Source organism: Variovorax soli (genome assembly GCF_031454625.1).
In the GTDB taxonomy this organism is placed as follows: domain Bacteria; phylum Pseudomonadota; class Gammaproteobacteria; order Burkholderiales; family Burkholderiaceae_C; genus Variovorax; species Variovorax soli_A.
Genome location: NZ_JAVDRF010000006.1, coordinates 69,706 through 86,928 on the forward strand (window position 1 = coordinate 69,706; position 17,223 = coordinate 86,928).

16 protein-coding genes are annotated in these 17,223 nt (G+C 67.8%); 3 read left to right on the forward strand and 13 right to left on the reverse strand.

Annotation, left to right across the window (positions count from 1 at the left end):
- Window positions 1-33: 33 nt before the first annotated feature.
- A complete protein-coding gene (locus tag J2739_RS15520) occupies window positions 34-1,779 on the forward strand; it encodes a proline--tRNA ligase (RefSeq protein ID WP_309903174.1) in 1,746 nt (581 codons plus the stop codon).
- A 58-nt stretch (window positions 1,780-1,837) separates the two neighbouring features.
- Window positions 1,838-2,482, forward strand: coding sequence for a lytic transglycosylase domain-containing protein (locus J2739_RS15525; RefSeq protein ID WP_405053895.1), 645 nt, complete (start codon window positions 1,838-1,840; stop codon window positions 2,480-2,482).
- Here J2739_RS15525 and paeA read toward each other — a convergent pair.
- The 7 genes from paeA to hemA all read right to left on the reverse strand — a co-directional run bounded on the left by paeA (window position 2,479) and on the right by hemA (window position 9,244).
- On the reverse strand, window positions 2,479-3,798 hold the full coding sequence (gene paeA / locus J2739_RS15530; protein WP_309903176.1) for a polyamine export protein PaeA: 1,320 nt from the start codon (window positions 3,796-3,798) through the stop codon (window positions 2,479-2,481). The two genes, J2739_RS15525 and paeA, sit on opposite strands and share 4 nt — an antisense overlap.
- A gap of 75 nt (window positions 3,799-3,873) precedes the next feature.
- Window positions 3,874-4,881 carry an AAA family ATPase gene (locus J2739_RS15535; RefSeq protein WP_309903178.1) on the reverse strand — a complete coding sequence of 336 codons (1,008 nt, stop codon included), beginning with the start codon at window positions 4,879-4,881 and terminating at the stop codon, window positions 3,874-3,876.
- A 97-nt stretch (window positions 4,882-4,978) separates the two neighbouring features.
- Window positions 4,979-5,479, reverse strand: coding sequence for a cupin domain-containing protein (locus tag J2739_RS15540; protein WP_309903180.1), 501 nt, complete (start codon window positions 5,477-5,479; stop codon window positions 4,979-4,981).
- A gap of 22 nt (window positions 5,480-5,501) precedes the next feature.
- Window positions 5,502-5,828 (reverse strand): Grx4 family monothiol glutaredoxin, encoded by a 327-nt coding sequence (gene grxD, locus J2739_RS15545; RefSeq protein ID WP_309903183.1) that lies wholly within the window; start codon window positions 5,826-5,828, stop codon window positions 5,502-5,504.
- A gap of 29 nt (window positions 5,829-5,857) precedes the next feature.
- Window positions 5,858-6,712, reverse strand: coding sequence for a peptide chain release factor N(5)-glutamine methyltransferase (gene prmC / locus J2739_RS15550; protein ID WP_309903185.1), 855 nt, complete (start codon window positions 6,710-6,712; stop codon window positions 5,858-5,860).
- The gene (prfA, locus tag J2739_RS15555) at window positions 6,709-7,797 is read right to left on the reverse strand and encodes a peptide chain release factor 1 (protein ID WP_309903188.1); all 1,089 of its coding nucleotides are present in this window, start codon (window positions 7,795-7,797) and stop codon (window positions 6,709-6,711) included. The genes prmC and prfA overlap by 4 nt, the downstream gene beginning before the upstream one ends.
- Before the next feature lie 175 nt (window positions 7,798-7,972).
- On the reverse strand, window positions 7,973-9,244 hold the full coding sequence (gene hemA, locus J2739_RS15560) for a glutamyl-tRNA reductase (RefSeq protein WP_309903190.1): 1,272 nt from the start codon (window positions 9,242-9,244) through the stop codon (window positions 7,973-7,975).
- An 80-nt stretch (window positions 9,245-9,324) separates the two neighbouring features.
- Between hemA and J2739_RS15565 the strand changes: the two genes are divergently transcribed.
- The gene (locus J2739_RS15565) at window positions 9,325-9,603 is read left to right on the forward strand and encodes a hypothetical protein (RefSeq protein ID WP_309903192.1); all 279 of its coding nucleotides are present in this window, start codon (window positions 9,325-9,327) and stop codon (window positions 9,601-9,603) included.
- A gap of 7 nt (window positions 9,604-9,610) precedes the next feature.
- On the opposite strand, the gene J2739_RS15570 is transcribed toward J2739_RS15565, so the two are convergent.
- From J2739_RS15570 to ugpB, 6 genes are all read right to left on the reverse strand, one after another.
- Window positions 9,611-12,025: a DUF3772 domain-containing protein gene (locus tag J2739_RS15570; protein ID WP_309903194.1), complete on the reverse strand. Its 2,415-nt coding sequence runs from the start codon at window positions 12,023-12,025 to the stop codon at window positions 9,611-9,613.
- Between the two features lie 61 nt (window positions 12,026-12,086).
- Window positions 12,087-12,821: a glycerophosphodiester phosphodiesterase gene (gene ugpQ / locus J2739_RS15575; RefSeq protein WP_309903196.1), complete on the reverse strand. Its 735-nt coding sequence runs from the start codon at window positions 12,819-12,821 to the stop codon at window positions 12,087-12,089.
- Window positions 12,818-13,825 (reverse strand): sn-glycerol-3-phosphate ABC transporter ATP-binding protein UgpC, encoded by a 1,008-nt coding sequence (ugpC, locus tag J2739_RS15580; protein ID WP_309903198.1) that lies wholly within the window; start codon window positions 13,823-13,825, stop codon window positions 12,818-12,820. The genes ugpQ and ugpC overlap by 4 nt, the downstream gene beginning before the upstream one ends.
- Window positions 13,826-13,844: 19 nt before the next feature.
- Window positions 13,845-14,693 (reverse strand): sn-glycerol-3-phosphate ABC transporter permease UgpE, encoded by an 849-nt coding sequence (gene ugpE, locus J2739_RS15585; RefSeq protein WP_309903200.1) that lies wholly within the window; start codon window positions 14,691-14,693, stop codon window positions 13,845-13,847.
- A gap of 51 nt (window positions 14,694-14,744) precedes the next feature.
- Entirely contained in the window at window positions 14,745-15,626 is an 882-nt protein-coding gene (gene ugpA, locus J2739_RS15590) for a sn-glycerol-3-phosphate ABC transporter permease UgpA (RefSeq protein WP_309903201.1), read from the reverse strand.
- A 160-nt stretch (window positions 15,627-15,786) separates the two neighbouring features.
- Window positions 15,787-17,097: a sn-glycerol-3-phosphate ABC transporter substrate-binding protein UgpB gene (ugpB, locus tag J2739_RS15595; protein WP_309903203.1), complete on the reverse strand. Its 1,311-nt coding sequence runs from the start codon at window positions 17,095-17,097 to the stop codon at window positions 15,787-15,789.
- Between the last annotated feature and the right edge of the window lie 126 nt (window positions 17,098-17,223).

The following is a 17,223-nucleotide window of genomic DNA, read 5'->3' on the forward strand; positions in this document are numbered from 1 at the left end:
TCCTCCCCCTACCTGGATTCCTTTTCTCGACCGATGAAAGCTTCCCGATTTTTTATCTCCACCCTCAAGGAAGCACCGGCCGACGCCGAGGTCGCGAGCCATCGGCTCATGATGCGCGCCGGCATGATCAAGAAGCTGGGCACCGGCATCTACACGTACATGCCCATGGGGCTGCGCGTGATCCGCAAGGTCGAGGCCATCGTGCGCGAGGAGATGAACCGCGCCGGCGCCGTCGAGCTCACCATGCCGGTGGTCCAGCCGGCCGAGCTGTGGGAGGAGAGCGGCCGCTTCCAGGGCTACGGCCCCGAGCTGTTGCGCATCAAGGACCGGCACGAGCGCAGCTTCGTCGTGCAGCCCACCAGCGAGGAGGTCGTCACCGACATTGCCCGCCAGGAGATCCGCAGCTACAAGCAGCTGCCCCGGAACCTCTACCAGATCCAGACCAAGTTCCGCGACGAGCGCCGTCCGCGCTTCGGACTGATGCGCGGGCGCGAGTTCATCATGAAGGACGCCTACAGCTTCGACCGCGACCTGGAGAGCGCCAAGGCCAGCTACAAGATCATGGCGGACGCCTACCGCAGGATCTTCGACCGCTTCGGCCTGCGCTACCGTGCGGTGGCCGCGGACAGCGGTGCGATCGGTGGCGACGTGAGCCAGGAATTCCAGGTGATCGCGGCCACCGGCGAGGACGCGATCGTCTACTGCCCCGAGAGCGACTACGCCGCCAACATGGAGAAGGCCGAGGCACTGGCACCGGCCGGCGCCCGGCCCGTCCCCACCCAGGCGCTGGCCAAGACCCCCACGCCCGGCAAGGCCACCTGCGAGGAGGTGGCCGAGCTGCTGGGCGTGCCGCTCTCAACTACCGTCAAGTCGCTGGTGCTGGCCACCGACAAGCTGGGCGCCGACGGCCAGGTCGAGAGCTCGCAAGTCTGGCTCCTGCTGGTGCGCGGCGACCACGACATGAACGAGATCAAGGTGAGCAAGGTGCCGGGGCTCGACCAGGGTTTCCGCTTCGCGACCAACGCCGAGATCGACGAGCATTTCGGCTGCCAGCCCGGCTACCTCGGCCCGCTCGGCCTGAAGCGGCCCGTGAAGCTGGTGGCCGATCGCGAGGTGGCGGTGATGGCCGACTGGATCACCGGCGCCAACGAGATCGACTTCCACATGACCGGCGTGAACTGGGGCCGCGACCTGCCTGAACCCGAGCTGGTGGCGGACCTCCGCAACGTGGTGGCCGGCGACCTCTCGCCCGACGGAAAAGGCGTGCTGGCCATCGAGCGCGGCATCGAGATCGGCCACGTGTTCGTGCTCGGCACCAAGTACAGCAAGCCGATGAACGCCACCTTCCTCGACGAGGCCGGCAAGCCGCAGTTCCTCGAGATGGGCTGCTACGGCATCGGCATCACGCGCCTCCCGGCGGCCGCGATCGAGCAGAACAACGACGAGCGCGGGATCATCTGGCCCGATGCCATCGCCCCCTTCACCGTGGTGCTGTGCCCGATCGGCATGGACCGCAGCGCGGACGTCCGGGAAGCGGCCGAGGCGCTCCACGGCGAGTTGCTGGCCGCCGGCGTCGACGTGCTGCTCGACGACCGCGGCGAGCGGCCCGGCGCCATGTTCGCCGACTGGGAACTGATCGGCGTCCCGCATCGCGTGGTCATCTCCGACCGCGGGATCAAGGAAGGACAGCTCGAGTACCAGCACCGCCGGGACACGGCGGCGACCAAGGTGCCGGTGGCCGAGGTCGCGGCTTTCATCAAGGGCAAGCTGGCTGCATGAGACGCCGGCCCGTTGCCAAGCCGAACAGCACCGCAGCGCGCAGCGCGAAGGCTGTCTTGTGACCCTGTCCCGGCGCTCGTGCCTGCTGGCGGGCGCCGCCGCCGGAACGCTGCCGCTCGCGCTGCTCCCGCGCACGGCCCATGCCGGTGCGCAGATCGAGGAGCCGTTGATCGACTCGGTGCGCAATGCCCTGAGTGCGGCGATCCGGAGCAGTGCTCCACCGAAGCCCGAGTTCAGCGACACCGACTCGCGTCTCGCCTATCTGCGCTGGCTGGGTGAAATGAGCGAGCGCCTGAAGAAGAAGATTCCAGGGCACCAGGAGCGCATCGAATTTCTTCAGACCGCGTGGTACGAGAGCAAGCGCGCAGGCCTGGAAGTCAGCCTGGTGCTCGGTCTTGTCCAGGTCGAAAGCAACTTCCGCAAGTTCGCCGTGTCGAGCGCAGGTGCGCGCGGCCTCATGCAAGTGATGCCCTTCTGGACGCGGGTGATCGGCGACGGCGACTCATCCACGCTTTTCCGGATGCAGACCAACCTGCGCTTCGGCTGCGTGATCCTGCGCCACTACCTCGATCGCGAGGCCGGCGATCTGTTCATGACGCTGGGCCGCTACAACGGCAGCCGCGGCCGGGCGCCTTATCCGAACGCGGTGTTCGCCAACCAGCGGCTCTGGGCCTTCAACGACCGGCGCGACGACCGAGGCTAGGCTCCGGCCGCCGGCGTGGCCGCCACGGCGCCGCCGCGCGTGACCATCACCTGGTCGATGCGGTGGCTGTCCACGTCCATCACCTCGAAGGTGAAGCCGCCCCAGCTCACGCTGTCGGTGCGCTTCGGCACGCGGCGCAGCATCACCATCAAGAACCCGGCCAGTGTCTCGTACTCGTCGGCGTGCGGCAGCTCATCGATGTCGAGGGCGCGCTGCACGTCCTGGATCGGCGTGACGCCATCGATCAGCCACGAGTTCTCGTCGCGGCGGACGATCTGCTGCTCCTCGTCCTGAACGCCGACCAGGTCGCCCATCACCGTGCTCATGACGTCGTTGAGCGTGATCACGCCAACGACCAGCGCGTACTCGTTGACGATGATCGCGAAGTCCTCGTGCGCCTGCTGGAACTGCTCCAGCACCTCGGTGAGCGAGAGCCGGTCGGGAATGATCAGCGCCTTGTGCAGCGGCAGGCCCTGGCCGAAGGCCAGGGGCTGGCCGCTGAGCACGCGCTGGAACATGTCCTTGGCGTCCACGTAGCCCAGCACGTGGTCGATGTCGCCCTCGCACACCGGATAGGCCGAGAAGGGCTCGGCCACGATGCGGGCGCGCAGCACCGCCTCGGGGTCGTCTTTCTGGAACCAGGCGATGCGGTCGCGCGAAGTCATCACGCTGCTCACCAGGCGCGTGTCGAGCTCGAACACATTGGCGATCACCTGCTGCTCGCGCAGGGCCAGCACGCCGGCGCGCGCGCCGGCCTCGGTCATGGCGAGGATGTCGGCCGAGGTGATCTTGTCGTCGCGCTGCATGGGCATGCCCAGCAACTTGAAGAGCAGGTCGGTGCATTGCGTGAAAAGCCAGACCAGCGGCTTCAGCACGGTGATCAGCAGTTGCATCGGCCCGACCATGCGCATGGCCAGGCGCTCCGGATCGTTCATGCCCAGCCGTTTGGGGAACAGGTCGGCGAACACCAGGAAGACCGCGATGATGGTCACGAACGAAGCCAGGAAGGCGGCGGTCTGCGCCGTCTCGACGGTGAACCAGAGCTCGAAGAGCCGCGCGAAGTACGGGCTGAGCGATCCTTCGCCGACCACGCCGCCGAGGATCGCCACCGCATTGAGCCCGATCTGGACGACGGTGAAGTAATGGCCCGGCTGCTCCTGGATGCGCAGCACGCGCTCCGCGCGCGCATCGCCCTCGTCGGCCATCTGCCGCAGCCGCAGGCGGCGCGAGGCAGCCAGGGAAATTTCCGCCAGGGAGAAGAACGCGCTGGTGGCGATCAGGATGGCAATGATGAGGAGGCTTTGGGTCAGCGTCATGGGTCGGTCGAGAACACCGACATGGTGCCATGCGCAGCACCAGGCCCTGCCGCCACCGGTCTCGCCCGGTTTGCGCTACTGCACGAAGCCGATCCTGCTGCGGCCGGGGCCGGTGCGCGGAAGGTCCTCGACGCGTACCTCGTCGCGCCCGTCCAGGCGTGCATTGCCGAAGCCGGTCATGAGCGCGCGCCGCATCTCGCGCGGCGCCAGCGTGGCGAGGTGGTCGAGAACGTCGGCCGAAGGCTCCTCGGCCAGCCGGCGGCCCCAGTCGTGCGCCCCGCGGATCGAGGCATAGAGCTGGCGCGCGATCTGCCGCGCCGCCTCGGGCGAGGGCGCGTCGATCTCGAACACGTTCATCCGGTTGAGGATCGGCTCGGGAATGCCGCGAACGTCGTTCGCCGTCGTCACCCAGATCACCTGGCTGGCGTCGATCGGCACCTCGGCGAATTCGTCGACGAAGGCGTGCGCGGTGTCGTGCTCCAGCAGGCTGTAGAGCGCGCCCAGCGGGTCGTACTGCACGTCGGCCCCGGCCTTGTCGATTTCGTCGATCACCATCACCGGGTTGGCGTACTGGCCGTCGACCAGGGCCTCGAACACCTTGCCTGGCTTGGCGCCCTTCCACTGCGAGGACGCGCCCGAGAGCAGCCAGCCGGCGGTCATCGAGCTCATGGGCACCAGCGACATGCCGGTGCCCAGCAGCTCGGCCAGCCGCTTGGCGAAATGGGTCTTGCCGATGCCGGGCGGGCCCAGCAGGAGCATGGGCGTGACCTCCAGGCCATCGCGGCTGTCCTGCGCCAGCGCGACATGGCGACGCACGTCGTCGAGTACCTCGGTGAAGTTGGGCAGCTCGGCGTAGAGCCCGGCCATCTCGGGCACGCCGCTGGGCTTGACCTGGAAGCGGTCGGGGCCGCGTTCGAGCATGCGCTCGTAGGTGGTCCGCAGGTGTTCGTGATCGCGTTCCGGGAGCTTGGCGAGCTTGCGCTCGACATCGTGCGTGCGGAACACGCTGCGCAGATGCGCCACCGGCAGCTGGAAGGACGACGTGGACGTGGGGACCAGGTCGTGGGACGGGCGGGAATCCATGTAGACCTCCGATCGAGCACTTTGGCACAGCATAAGCCGTGCCCGGTGTCGGCGCTTGTCTATGTTTTCTCGCTTCGCAGGCTTTTGAAAGAAGCTCTCAAACGCCGCCTTCCGGATGGGTCGGGTCGACCCAGAGTACCGACTCCGGCTTCTCGACCGGCTCGATGTCGAGATTGATGGCCACGGCCTCTCCGTCGCTGCGGCACAGCACGCACTCGAGCGCTTCGGTCGGGCTCGCGTTGATTTCCTGGTGCGGCACGTACGGCGGCACGTAGATGAAGTCGCCCGGGCCGGCCTCCGCGGTGAACTCGAGGTGCTCGCCCCAGCGCATGCGGGCGCGCCCGCGCACCACGTAGATCACGGATTCGAGGTGGCCGTGGTGATGCGCGCCGGTCTTCGCATCCGGGTGGATGGTTACCGTGCCGGCCCAGAGCTTCCGCGCGCCGACGCGCGCGAAGTTGATGGCCGCCGCCCGGTTCATGCCCGGCGTCTGCGCGGTGTGGGTGTCGAGCTGGTTGCCGGGGATCACCCGCACGCCGTCGTGCTTCCAGGCGGGGGTGTCGTCCGCGTGGCCGTGATCGGCGTGATCGTGGCTCATTACGGCGCAGCGGGGGAGGGACTCAGGCGGGGCTGCCGTTGAGCATCTGCTGGAGCTCGCCCGATTCGTACATCTCCATCAGGATGTCCGAGCCGCCGACGAACTCGCCCTTGACGTAGAGCTGCGGGATCGTCGGCCAGTTGCTGTATTCCTTGATGCCCTGGCGGATGCCCTCGTCCTCGAGCACATTGACGGTCTTCAGGGTGCGGGTGTCGACGCCCACCGCCTTGAGGATCTGGATCGCGCGGCCCGAAAAGCCGCACATCGGAAAGCTGGCGTTGCCCTTCATGAAAAGCACGAGCTCATTGGTCTTGACGAGATCGTCGATGCGCTGCTGGACTTCGGACATGGGCCTCTCCAAAAAATGAGTTGGGCGGATTATTTCACCGCGCGCCAGATCCCGCCCGAGCAACGCGCGATGCCTGCCAGGTCGTCGCGGCTTTGCACCTCGAGGAAGCCGCGGCGCGCCAGCAGGGCGCGCACCGCCGGCGCCTGGTCGTACCCGTGCTCGAGCAGCAGCCAGCCGCCCTCGCGCAGATGCACGGGCGCGGCCTCCACGATGCGGCGGATGTCGTCCAGGCCGTCCTTGCCGGACACCAGTGCGCCCAGGGGCTCGTGGCGCAGGGCGGCGAGATGCGGGTCGCCGGCGGCGACGTAGGGCGGGTTGGAAACGATCAGGTCCAGGTCCGTTCTCGCGCCTTCCAGCCAGTCGGCCTCGGCGAATCGGACGGTCAGCCCCAGCTGCTGCGCATTGGCGCGAGCCACCGCCAGGGCGTCGGCGCTGCGGTCGACCGCCGTGACCTGCGCGTCGGGGCGGGCATGCCGGACCGCAAGCGCGATGGCGCCGCTGCCGGTGCCCAGATCGAGCACCGTGGGCGCCGTTCGGCCCAGCAGGCAGTGCAGCGCCCACTCGACCAGGGTCTCGGTGTCGGGCCGAGGCACCAGCACGCGGGCGTCGACCCGAAGGCCGAGTCCGTGGAATTCCTTCTCGCCCACCAGGTAGGCCACGGGCTCGCCCGCCACGCGCCGCGCGCACAGGCGGGCGAAGGCCGGCCAAACGGCATCGGCCAGGGCGTCGGTGTCGTGCGCGAGCAGCCAGGCGCGCTCGATCGAGCGCCGGCCGAGCACGTGCAGCAGCAACAACTGGGCGTCGAGCCGCTCCACGCCCAGCGCGGCCGCTGCGGCGAGCATCTGCGCCGCGTTCGAGGGCGGCTGGCCGTCCTCGGGCTTCATGCCGGCAGGCTGGCTTCCAGCTCGGCCAGCTGCTCGGCCTCGCGCGCCGCGCGCAGGGCGTCCAGCACCTCGCGCAGGTCGCCTTCCATGATCGCCTGCAGCTTGTAGAGCGTGAGGTTGATGCGATGGTCGGTGAGCCGCCCCTGGGGGAAGTTGTAGGTTCGGATGCGGTCGCTGCGGTCCCCGCTGCCGATCAGGCCCTTGCGCAGCGCCGCATCCTTGGCGGCGCGCTCGCTGCGCTCCTTCTCCTGGATGCGGGCCGACAGCACCTGCAGGGCCTTGGCCTTGTTGCGGTGCTGGCTGCGATCGTCCTGGCACTCGGCCACGATGCCGGTCGGGATGTGGGTGATGCGCACCGCCGAGTCGGTCTTGTTGATGTGCTGGCCACCGGCGCCGCTGGCGCGGTAGGTGTCGATGCGCAGGTCGGCCGGGTTGATCTGCACCGCCTGGGCCTCGTCCGGCTCGGCCAGCACGGCCACCGTGCAGGCGCTGGTGTGGATGCGGCCCTGGGTCTCGGTCGCGGGCACGCGCTGCACCCGGTGGCCGCCGGACTCGAAGCGCAACCTTCCGAAGACCTCGTCTCCGACCACTCGCACCACCACTTCCTTGAAGCCGCCCAGCTCGCTCTCGCTGGCGCTGACGATCTCGCAGCGCCAGCCGGCGCGCTCGGCATGGCGCGTGTACATGCGCAGCAGGTCGCCGGCGAACAGCGCCGATTCGTCCCCGCCGGTGCCGGCGCGGATCTCGAGGAAGGCGTTGCGCGCGTCCTCCGGGTCCTTCGGCAGCAGCAGGCGCTGCAGCTCGTCCTCGAGCGAGGCCAGCTCGGCCTCGGCGCCGGCGATCTCTTCGCGCGCCATCTCGGCCATGTCCGGGTCGTCCAGCATCTCGCGCGCCGCCGCCAGGTCCGACTCGCGCTGCAGGTAGCGCTGGTAGCGGCCCGCCACCTGCGTCACTTCGGCATGCTCGCGCGAGATGCTGCGGTACTGGGTCATGTCCGACATGATGTCCTCGCGCGAAAGCAGGAAGTCGAGTTCGCCGAGACGTTGCGCATAGCGCTCGAGCTGGTGACGGAGGAAGGGTTTCACTGGAAGGTCTTCGAATTCGGGGCGGGTACCGAAGCCAGAGGGCTCAAAGGTTCCGCAGAAGACGCAGAGGAGACAAGGAAGATGCTCGGAAGGCTTTCTTGCGCCCTGTACAAGACCTTTGCGTCTTCTGCGCTCGGCTGTCCGGCATCGGGTGGCCGGCGTCAGGACAGCGTCGCTAACGCTCTTTGCGCAGGAACAGCCGCGAGATGGCCTGCGCCATGTGCTCGCGGGCCGTCACGTCGCCTGCGTGCAGCTCGGCCATGGCGCCATGCAGCATCTTCTGCGTGAGCCCGCGCGACAGCGCCTCCAGCACCGCCTCGACGGGCTCGCCCTTGGCCAGCAGCTTGCGCGCGCGGGCGAGCTCCATGGCGCGCCACTCGTCGGTCTGGGCATTGAGCTGCTGGATCAGCGGCACGCTGCCGCGCTGGTCCAGCCAGTGCATGAAGCTGCGCACGCCGGCATCGATGATCACCTCGGCCTCGGCCACCGCGGCCTGGCGGCTGGCATGGCCTTGCCGGACCACCCCTTCCAGGTCGTCGACGGTGTAGAGATAGATGTCCTCCAGCGCCTTCACCTGGGGCTCGATGTCGCGCGGTACGGCAAGGTCGAGCATGAACATGGGGCGGTGCTTGCGCAGCTTGAGCGCGCGTTCGACCGCACCCAGCCCGATCAGCGGCAGCGTGCTGGCGGTGCAGCTCACGACGATGTCGAATTCCGCCAGGCGCGCCGGCAAGTCCGCCAGCCGCATCGCCTCGCCGCCGAAGCGCGAGGCCAGCTTCTCGCCGCGCTCCAGCGTGCGGTTGGCGATGACGATGGACGTGGGCTCCTTGGCCGCGAAGTGCGTCACCGCCAGGTCGATCATCTCGCCCGCGCCCACGAAGAGCACGCGCGTCTGCTTCAGGTCCTCGAACAGCTGGGCCGCCAAGCGCACCCCGGCGGCGGCCATGCTGATGGAATGCGCGCCGATCTCGGTGGCGGTGCGCACTTCCTTGGCGACCGCGAAGGAGCGCTGGAACAGCTGGTTCAGCGTGCTGCCGAGCGCGCCGGCGGTCTCGGCAGCGCGCACGGCGTCTTTCATCTGGCCCAGGATCTGGGCCTCGCCCAGCACCATCGAATCGAGCCCGCTGGCGACCCGGAAGGCGTGGCGCGCTGCATCGTCGTCGTGCAGGGAATAGGCGTGGGAACGCAGCAAGGCCGGTGCCACGCCGCCGCTCTGGGCCAGCCATTCGACCGTGTGATCGAGGGCCAGGTGGTCGGCGGCGCAGTAGATTTCGGTGCGGTTGCAGGTCGAGATGATCGCCGCTTCGACATCGGGATGCCGGTTGGCGCCGAAGGAGCTGCGCAGGCTCTGCAGCGTGGGTGCGATCTGGTCGATGGCGAACGCGAAGCGACCGCGCAGATCCAGCGGCGCGGTCGTGTGGTTCAAGCCGAGAGCCCAGACTGACATAACCCTGGATTATAAAATCCGCGACCGGCAGCAGTCGCCCGCCTCAGGGATGACCCTGGACTGCCGCATTCTTGCCTTTCATGTCCGCGCTCGACCTGCTGTTCCACCTGCTCAACTTCGCGGCGCCGGCCTTCTTCGTGGCCCTCCTGCTCGCCCTGCTGTCCCGCGTTGCCCTGCACAGGCGCAGCGCGGCGGTCGGCTTCTGGGTGCAGGTAGGGGTCACCTTCGCGGCCGGGCTGGTCGTGCTGGTCACCGGCCTGGCCTGGTTCGGCCGCGATGGGCGCATGGCGAGCTATGCCGCGCTGGTGGTGGTCTGCGGCAGCGCGCAGTGGTGGCTGCTGCGCGGCTGGCGCGGGTGAGTCGGCCTCACTGCGTGAGCGGCGGCGTCGGCGGCGCCGGGGCTGGCGATGCCGGCGGTTCGCTTTGCGACACCACCCCGGTCGGCGCCGCCAGCGGCAGCCCGGCCTCCTTGAAGCGCTCCAGCATCGTGAACAGCACGTCGCTGCGCACGCCGCCGGCCAGGCGCGGGCTCTGCACGAAGGCGATGGCCTGGAAGATGAGCATGCCGTTCTCGATGCCCTCGAGCGTGACCGAGGGCGCCGGCGCGACCAGCACGCCGCCGTGGTCGGCGCAGGCCGACAGCATCAGCTCGCGCGTGCGCTTGGCGTCGGTGAACAGCGGCATCGGCAGGCGGATCAGGAGGCGGCCCTCGGCATTGGTGAGGGTCATGTTGCGCACGGTCTTGGTGATGAACTCCGAGTTCGGCACGATCAGCGTGGAGCGGTCGGCCAGCTGGATCTCGGTCGCACGCACGTTGATGCGCCGCACATCGCCCTCGGTCGTGCCCAGCACCACCCAGTCACCGACCTTGACCGGCTGCTCGGCCAGCAGGATCAGCCCCGAGATGAAGTTCTGCACGATCGCCTGCAGGCCGAACCCGATGCCCACCGACAGCGCGCTGGCGACCCAGGCGATGCGTTCGATGCCGATGCCCAGCGCCGACATGGCCACCGCGATCACCACGATGCCGCCCACGTAGCCGAGCAGCGTCGTGATCGAGCTCTGCATGCCGGGTTCGAGCGCGGTCTCGGGCAGGTAGCGCGCTTCCAGCCACTTCTTGAAGACCCGCAGCACGATGAAGCCGACCGCCAGCACCGCGACCGCGGTGAAGATGGCGCCGGGCACCAGCTGGAATTCGCCGATCTTGAAGCCGGTGCCGAACTGGCCGCTGCGCTGGAATACTTCGCCCGGGCTGGTGCCCAGCGGCGTGGCCAGCGCGATCAGCATGTAGAAGAAGAGCGCCACCCGGGCCAGGCCCGAGAGCGCCACGGCCGCCTGGTCCAGGGTGCGCGGCGCGAAGCCGAAGCTCTTCTGCAGTTTCTGGCCGAGATCGCTCTTCGAGGCCACCGTGGCCATGAACAGGTCGTCGGCGAACTTGAAGAGCAGGTAGAAGGCCGAGGCGACGATGCCGGTCCAGGTCAGCTGGTTGGCCAGGAAGCTGGCGAGCGCGACATAGCCGATGGCCACCAGCACCCAGATCACGATCACCGCCAGCGCCACGGCGCTCAGCAGGAAGCTGATCCACAGCGGGCGCTCGGGCTCGGCGGCAGGCGGCTCGACCCCCTCGGTGCCCGCGGCATCGGCGGGCAGGGCGCCGGCCGGTTCGTGCAGGCGCAGCAGCATCGTGCCGATCAGCGCCGTCAGGGCCAGCGCCGTGACCACGTGGGTGGTGACCACCGCCGCGAAGCTGGCGTCCACGATCGCATTGATCTGACTCGGGACCCAGACCAGCACCGCGATCAGTGCGGTGAGCCACGGAAAGGGCGCGAGGCGCCGGGCCATCGAGTTGGGAATCGGCGGAAGGCGCCAGGACGGCCGCCTGTTGGAAAGCAGCGCCCGGCCGAGCCCTACCACAAAGGCGATGAAGATGATGGACTGCACCACCGCCTGGCCCAGCTTGCGGATCTGCGGCCCGAGGATGCCGTGGCGGTCGAGCGTCGCGAACACGCCCTGCGCCGCCAGCGCGATCAGCACCACGTTGACGCCCACTACCGCGATCACCAGCAGCGAGCGGCGCAGCCTGCCGGCCGGCAGCACGCGTGCGGCAAGCCGCACCAGGCCGTGCTCGGCCGCCCAGTTGCCCAGGAGTGCGAGCAGCAGCGCCGCGGCCAGGCTGGCCAACACCGACATGCGATGCGCCGGTTCCAGTGCGGTGTCCAGGCCGGCGCGCAGCTCCTCGCCCAGGCTCGCCAGGCGCTCCACGTCGGCGGGCCAGGCGTCGCTGATGTCGAACCAGAACTGGCGGCCCAGCGGCGAAGGGGCGCGCTCGGTGAGCTGGGCCTCGAACAGCTTGCGGCGCTTGGCGAGCAGATCGCTGCCGCGCTGCTGTGCATCGACCGTGATCAGGCGCGCCAGCCGGATGTCTGCGTCGAGCGCGTTGCGTTCCTTCAGCAGGGCGGCGCGCTGGCGGGTGATGTCCGGGTCTTCGGGCGGCGCGCCGGCAGCCGGCGGGTTGCCCAGTTCGCCCAGGCGCGCATTGAGGTCGTTGAGCTGGGTGGTGCGCGAGGCGACGAACTTGTCGGCCTCGGCGCCGATGGCATTGAGGCGGGCAAGAAGATCGCGCACCTCGGCGTTGCTCTCGACCGAGGCGGGCATGGCGTCGAGGCGGCTTCGCAGCTCGGCCACCGTTGCTTCCGGCGGGGCAGCGGCGCCTTGCGCGAAGACGGCGCTGCCGAGGACAGCGGCCAGCAGCAGGGCCGCGAGGCGGGGCATCCAGCTCATGGGCCGATCATAGAAGGGCGCTGCCGCGGGTACGGGCGCCCGCAGGTTCGCTCACCGCGTCTCAGGCGGGGAAGCGGTCGACGCGGTCGGTGACGATCCCGTCGGTGCCCAGGCCGGACAGCCAGGACGCCACCGCTTCGTCGTTGACGGTGTAGCTCAGCGCGCGCATTCCGGCGGCATGCACGCGGTCCACGGCGTCGGCGTTCCACAGCGCGTAGTTGCAGATGATCGACGCGCAGTCCAGGCCCTGCGCGGCCGCGAGCCAGCCCTCCCGCAGGGCGTCGAGCAGCAGCCCGCGCGGCAGCCCGGGCTGGGCCGCGCGTGCGCCTTCGAGCGACTCGGTGGAGAAGGAGGTGAGCAAGGGCGGTGCGAGATCCGTGGCCGTCCAGAGCCTGGCCACCTGCTCCGCGACGATCTCGCCGGTGCGCCGCTCGACGCCGGGCGTGGGCTTGATCTCGATGTCGAGCAGAAGACGGTTGGCCAGGCAGAAGCGGACCACCGCTTCGAGTGTGGGCAGCGGCTCGCCGGCGTAGCCGCGCGAGTGCCAGGCGCCGGCATCGAGCTGGGCGAGCGCGCTCCACGGCTGCTCGCCCGCAATGCCATGGCCATTGCTGGTGCGTTCGAGGGTGCTGTCGTGCAGCAGGAAGGGCACGCCGTCGGCGCTGAGCTTGACGTCGCACTCGATCATGCGGTAGCCGTGCGCGGCGCCCAGGCGAAAGGCGGCCAGGGTGTTTTCCGGCGCCAGTCTGCCGGCGCCGCGATGCGCGATCCAGAAGGGATAGGGCCAGTGCTTCATGCGGCGCGCTTGCCCGAACCGGCGTCGAACCAGTGCAGCTTGTCCTGCCGTGCCGCGATCTTCACCGTGTCTCCGGCCACCGGCGCCGCCAGGCCTTCGTCGGCGCGCACCACCAGCTGCTCGTCGCCGACGCGGCCGTAGATCAGCCGCTCGGCGCCCAGCAGCTCGACGTACTCGACCTGCACCGACCAGCCATTGGCGTCGAGCGTGAGATGCTCCGGGCGGATTCCGAGGATCATCCCCGGTCGCACGCCGGGCGCGTGCCTGAGCAGGTTCATCGGCGGCGAACCGATGAAGCTGGCGACGAAGGTGGTGGCAGGACGGGCGTACACCTCCTCGGGTGTGCCGAACTGGTCCATGACGCCCGCGTTCATCACGATGATGCGCTGCGCGAGCGTCATGGCCTCGACCTGGTCGTGCGTGACGAAGAGCGAGGTGATGCCGAGTTCGCGGTGCAGCTTCTGGATTTCGAGCCGGGTCTGGGCACGCAGCTTCGCATCGAGGTTGGAGAGCGGCTCGTCGAACAGGAAGACCTGCGGCTGCCGGACGATCGCGCGGCCCATCGCCACGCGCTGGCGCTGGCCGCCGGAGAGTTCGCGCGGCTTGCGCTGCAGCAGGTGGCCGAGCTCGAGGATCTTGGCCGCCTTGTCGACGCGCGCCTTGATCTCTTCCTTCGGCACCTTCGCGATTTTGAGCCCGTAGGCCATGTTGTCGAAGTTCGACATGTGCGGATAGAGCGCGTAGTTCTGGAACACCATTGCGATGTCGCGCTGGGCCGGCTCGATGTTGTTCACCACGCGGTTGCCGATGGCGATCTCGCCGGCGCTGATTTCTTCCAGGCCGGCGACCATGCGCAGAAGCGTCGACTTGCCGCAGCCCGAGGGCCCGACGATGACGACGAACTCGCCGTCCTTGACGTCGGCCGAGACGCCGTGGATGACCTGGTTGGCCTTGGCGCCGTGGCCGTAGCGCTTGATGACGTTGCGAAGAGAGATGGCAGCCATTGCGTCGTTTGCTCGTTTGTTATTTCTCGGTATCCACCAGGCCCTTGACGAACCAGCGCTGCATCAGCACCACCACGATGGCCGGTGGCACCAGCGCCAGGATGGCGGTCGCCATCACCAGGTTCCAGTCGACCGCGGCATCGCCTGAGGCGATCATTCGCTTGATGCCGATCACCACCGGGTACATGTCTTCGGTAGTGGTGGCCAGGAGCGGCCACAAATACTGGTTCCAGCCGTAGATGAACTGGATCACGAACAGTGCCGCAATGGACGTCTGCGACAGCGGCACCAGGATGTCCTTGAAGAAGCGCATCGGCCCTGCGCCGTCCATGCGGGCCGCTTCCACCAGCTCGTCGGGCACGGAGAGGAAGAACTGCCGGAACAGGAAGGTGGCGGTCGCGGAGGCGATCAGCGGAATCGTCAGCCCCGCATAGGTGTTGAGCATGCCGAGGTCCGCCAGCACTTTGTAGGTGGGCAGGATGCGCACCTCCACCGGCAGCATCAAGGTCACGAAGATCAGCCAGAAGACGATCTTCTTGAACGGAAAGCGGAAGTACACGATGGCGAAGGCCGACAGCAGCGAGATCGCGATCTTGCCGATGCTGATGACCAGCGCCGTGACCAGGCTGATCCACATCATGCGACCCACCACCACACGTGCACCCTGGGTGTCGGCACCCAGCAGGGCCGCCTTGTAGTTCTCGAGCATGTGGGTGCCCGGCACGATCGGCATGGGGACCCGCAGGATCTCCTCGCGCGTGTGGGTGGACGCGACGAAGGCCAGGTAGATGGGAAAGGCCACGATGGCGATGCCCAGGATGAGCACCACGTGCGACAGGAGGGTGAGGCCGGGTCGGCGTTCAACCATGGCGCTGCCTCCGTGAAAAAGCGGGAGAAGAAGCGGGGCAGGAGGCAGCCATCAGTACTGGACCTTCTTTTCGACGTAGCGGAACTGGATCACCGTCAGCACGACGACGATCGCCATCAGCACCACCGACTGCGCGGCTGAACCGCCCAGGTCCAGCGCCTTGAAGCCGTCGTGCCAGACCTTGTAGACCAGGATCGCGGTGTCGCGTCCCGGCCCGCCTTCGGTCGTCGCATGCACGATCGCGAAGGTGTCGAAGAAGGCGTACACCACGTTGATCACCAGCAGGAAGAAGGTGGTGGGCGACAACAGCGGAAACTGGATGGTGAAGAAGCGGCGCAGCGGCCCGGCGCCGTCGATGGCGGCGGCCTCGATCAGTGCCTTGGGAATGGACTGCAGGCCGGCCAGGAAGAACAGGAAGTTGTAGGAGATCTGCTTCCACACGGCGGCCACCACGATCAGCGTGAGCGCCTGGTTGGAATTGAGCAGGTGGTTCCAGTCGATTCCCAGGTAGCGCAGGAAATACGACACCACCCCGATGCTGGGCGAGAACATGAAGACCCACAGCACGCCCGCAATGGCCGGTGCCACGGCGTAGGGAATGATCAGGAAGGTCTTGTAGACCAGGCCGCCTCGCAAGATGCGATCGGCAAAGATGGCCAGCATCAACGACAGCGCGATGCCGATGCCCGCCACGAGCGCCGAGAACAGCGCCGTGACCTTGAAGGACTCGATGTAGGCGGGGTCATCGAACAGGGTCTGGAAGTTTTCCAGTCCGACGAAGGCGGTGGAGGTGCCGAATGCGTCTTCCGACTGCATCGATTGCCAGATGGCCTGGCTGGCCGGCCAGAAGAAGAACACCAGGATCACTGCCATCTGCGGCGCGATCAGCAGCCACGGCAGCCATGCCGACCGGAAAAGAACGCGTTTTTCCATACCCCTCCAAGTCCCTCAAAACAAGAAGCCCGCCCTCGGTTCTCGATGGGGGCGGGCGTTCGAGTCTACTGCTGCCACACCTCACCGCCAGGCACCCTTCCCGCGTGGCGAGGAGGGCAAGGTGGGGCGTCAATCTTGCCGCGAAGCGAACAGAGAGGCTCTAGCCCTTGTTCGCTTTCTGGAAGCGCTCGAGCTGCTCGTCGCCGCGTTTGACGGCGGTGTCGAGTGCCTCCTTGGCGGTCTTCTTGCCGCTCCAGATCTGCTCGGTTTCCTCGTCGACGATGGTGCGGATCTGCACGAAGTTGCCGAGGCGGACGCCGCGCGACTTGTCGGTGGTCTTGCGGATCATCTGCGTCACCGCGACATCGGTGCCCGGGTGCTCCTTGTAGAAACCCGAGGCGTCTGTCAGCTTGTAGGCGGCCGTGGTGATGGGCAGGTAGCCGGTGCGCTTGTGGCTCTCGGATTGCACCTTGGTGTCCGACAGGAAGTTGAAGAAGCTGGCCACGCCCTTGTAATGGTCGGCCGGCTTGCCGGACATCACCCACAGGCTGGCGCCGCCGATCACGGTGTTCTGCGGTGCGCCCTTCACGTCGGGGTAGTAGGGCAGGGTGGAGATGCCGTACTTGAACTTGGCGTCCTTCGCCACGCGGGCGTACAGGCCCGACGAGCCGGTCATCATGGCGCACTCGCCCGAGGGGAAGGCGGCGTCGGCCGTGTTGTTGCGGCCCTTGTAGACGAAGGTGCCGTCCTTGGCCATCTTGGCCAGGTTCTCGAAATGGCGCACTTGCAGCGGCGAGTTGAATGCCAGCCGCGCACTGGGGCCGCCGAAGCCGTTGTTCTGCGTCGCGAACAGGGTGTTGTGCCAGGCCGAGAAGCTTTCCAGTTGCGTCCAGCTCATCCAGCTCGTCGTGAAGGGGCACTTGTGGCCGCTGGCCTTGAGCTTGTCGGCCGCCGCGATGACTTCGGGCCAGGTGATGGGTGCTTTCTCCGGGTCCAGGCCGGCCGCCTTGAAGGCGTCCTTGTTGTAATAAAAGATCGTGGTCGAGCTGTTGAACGGCAAGCTCAGCATCTGGCCATTGGGGGCCGTGTAGTAGCCAGCCACCGCGGGCACGTAGACGCCGGGGTCGAACTTGGCCCCGCCCGAGCTCATCACCTCGCCCACCGGTTTGATGGCGCCCTTGGAAGCCATCATGGTCGCGGTGCCCACTTCGAACACCTGCAGGATGTCGGGCGCATTGCCCGAACGGAAGGCAGCGATCGCGGCCGTCATCGATTCATCGTACTGGCCCTTGTAGGTGGCCACGACCTTGTAGTCCTTCTGGCTCTCGTTGTATTGCTTGGCCAGGTCGCTGACCCATTCGCCGAGCGGGCCGCTCATGGAATGCCACCACTGGATCTCGGTCTGCGCCATGGCTGGCGCCGAGAGCGTTGCCGCAAGCGCCGATGCCACGGCGAACGTCTTGAATCGCATGAAGACTCCTAGGGAGAGAACAAAAGCGCGGATGCTAGGCCGTACGTATGACACGGCTGCGTCACATTTTGTCGCACCCTCAGGGTACGTCTCCAGCCGGGGAAACCCTTTTCACGCCGGGTCGCC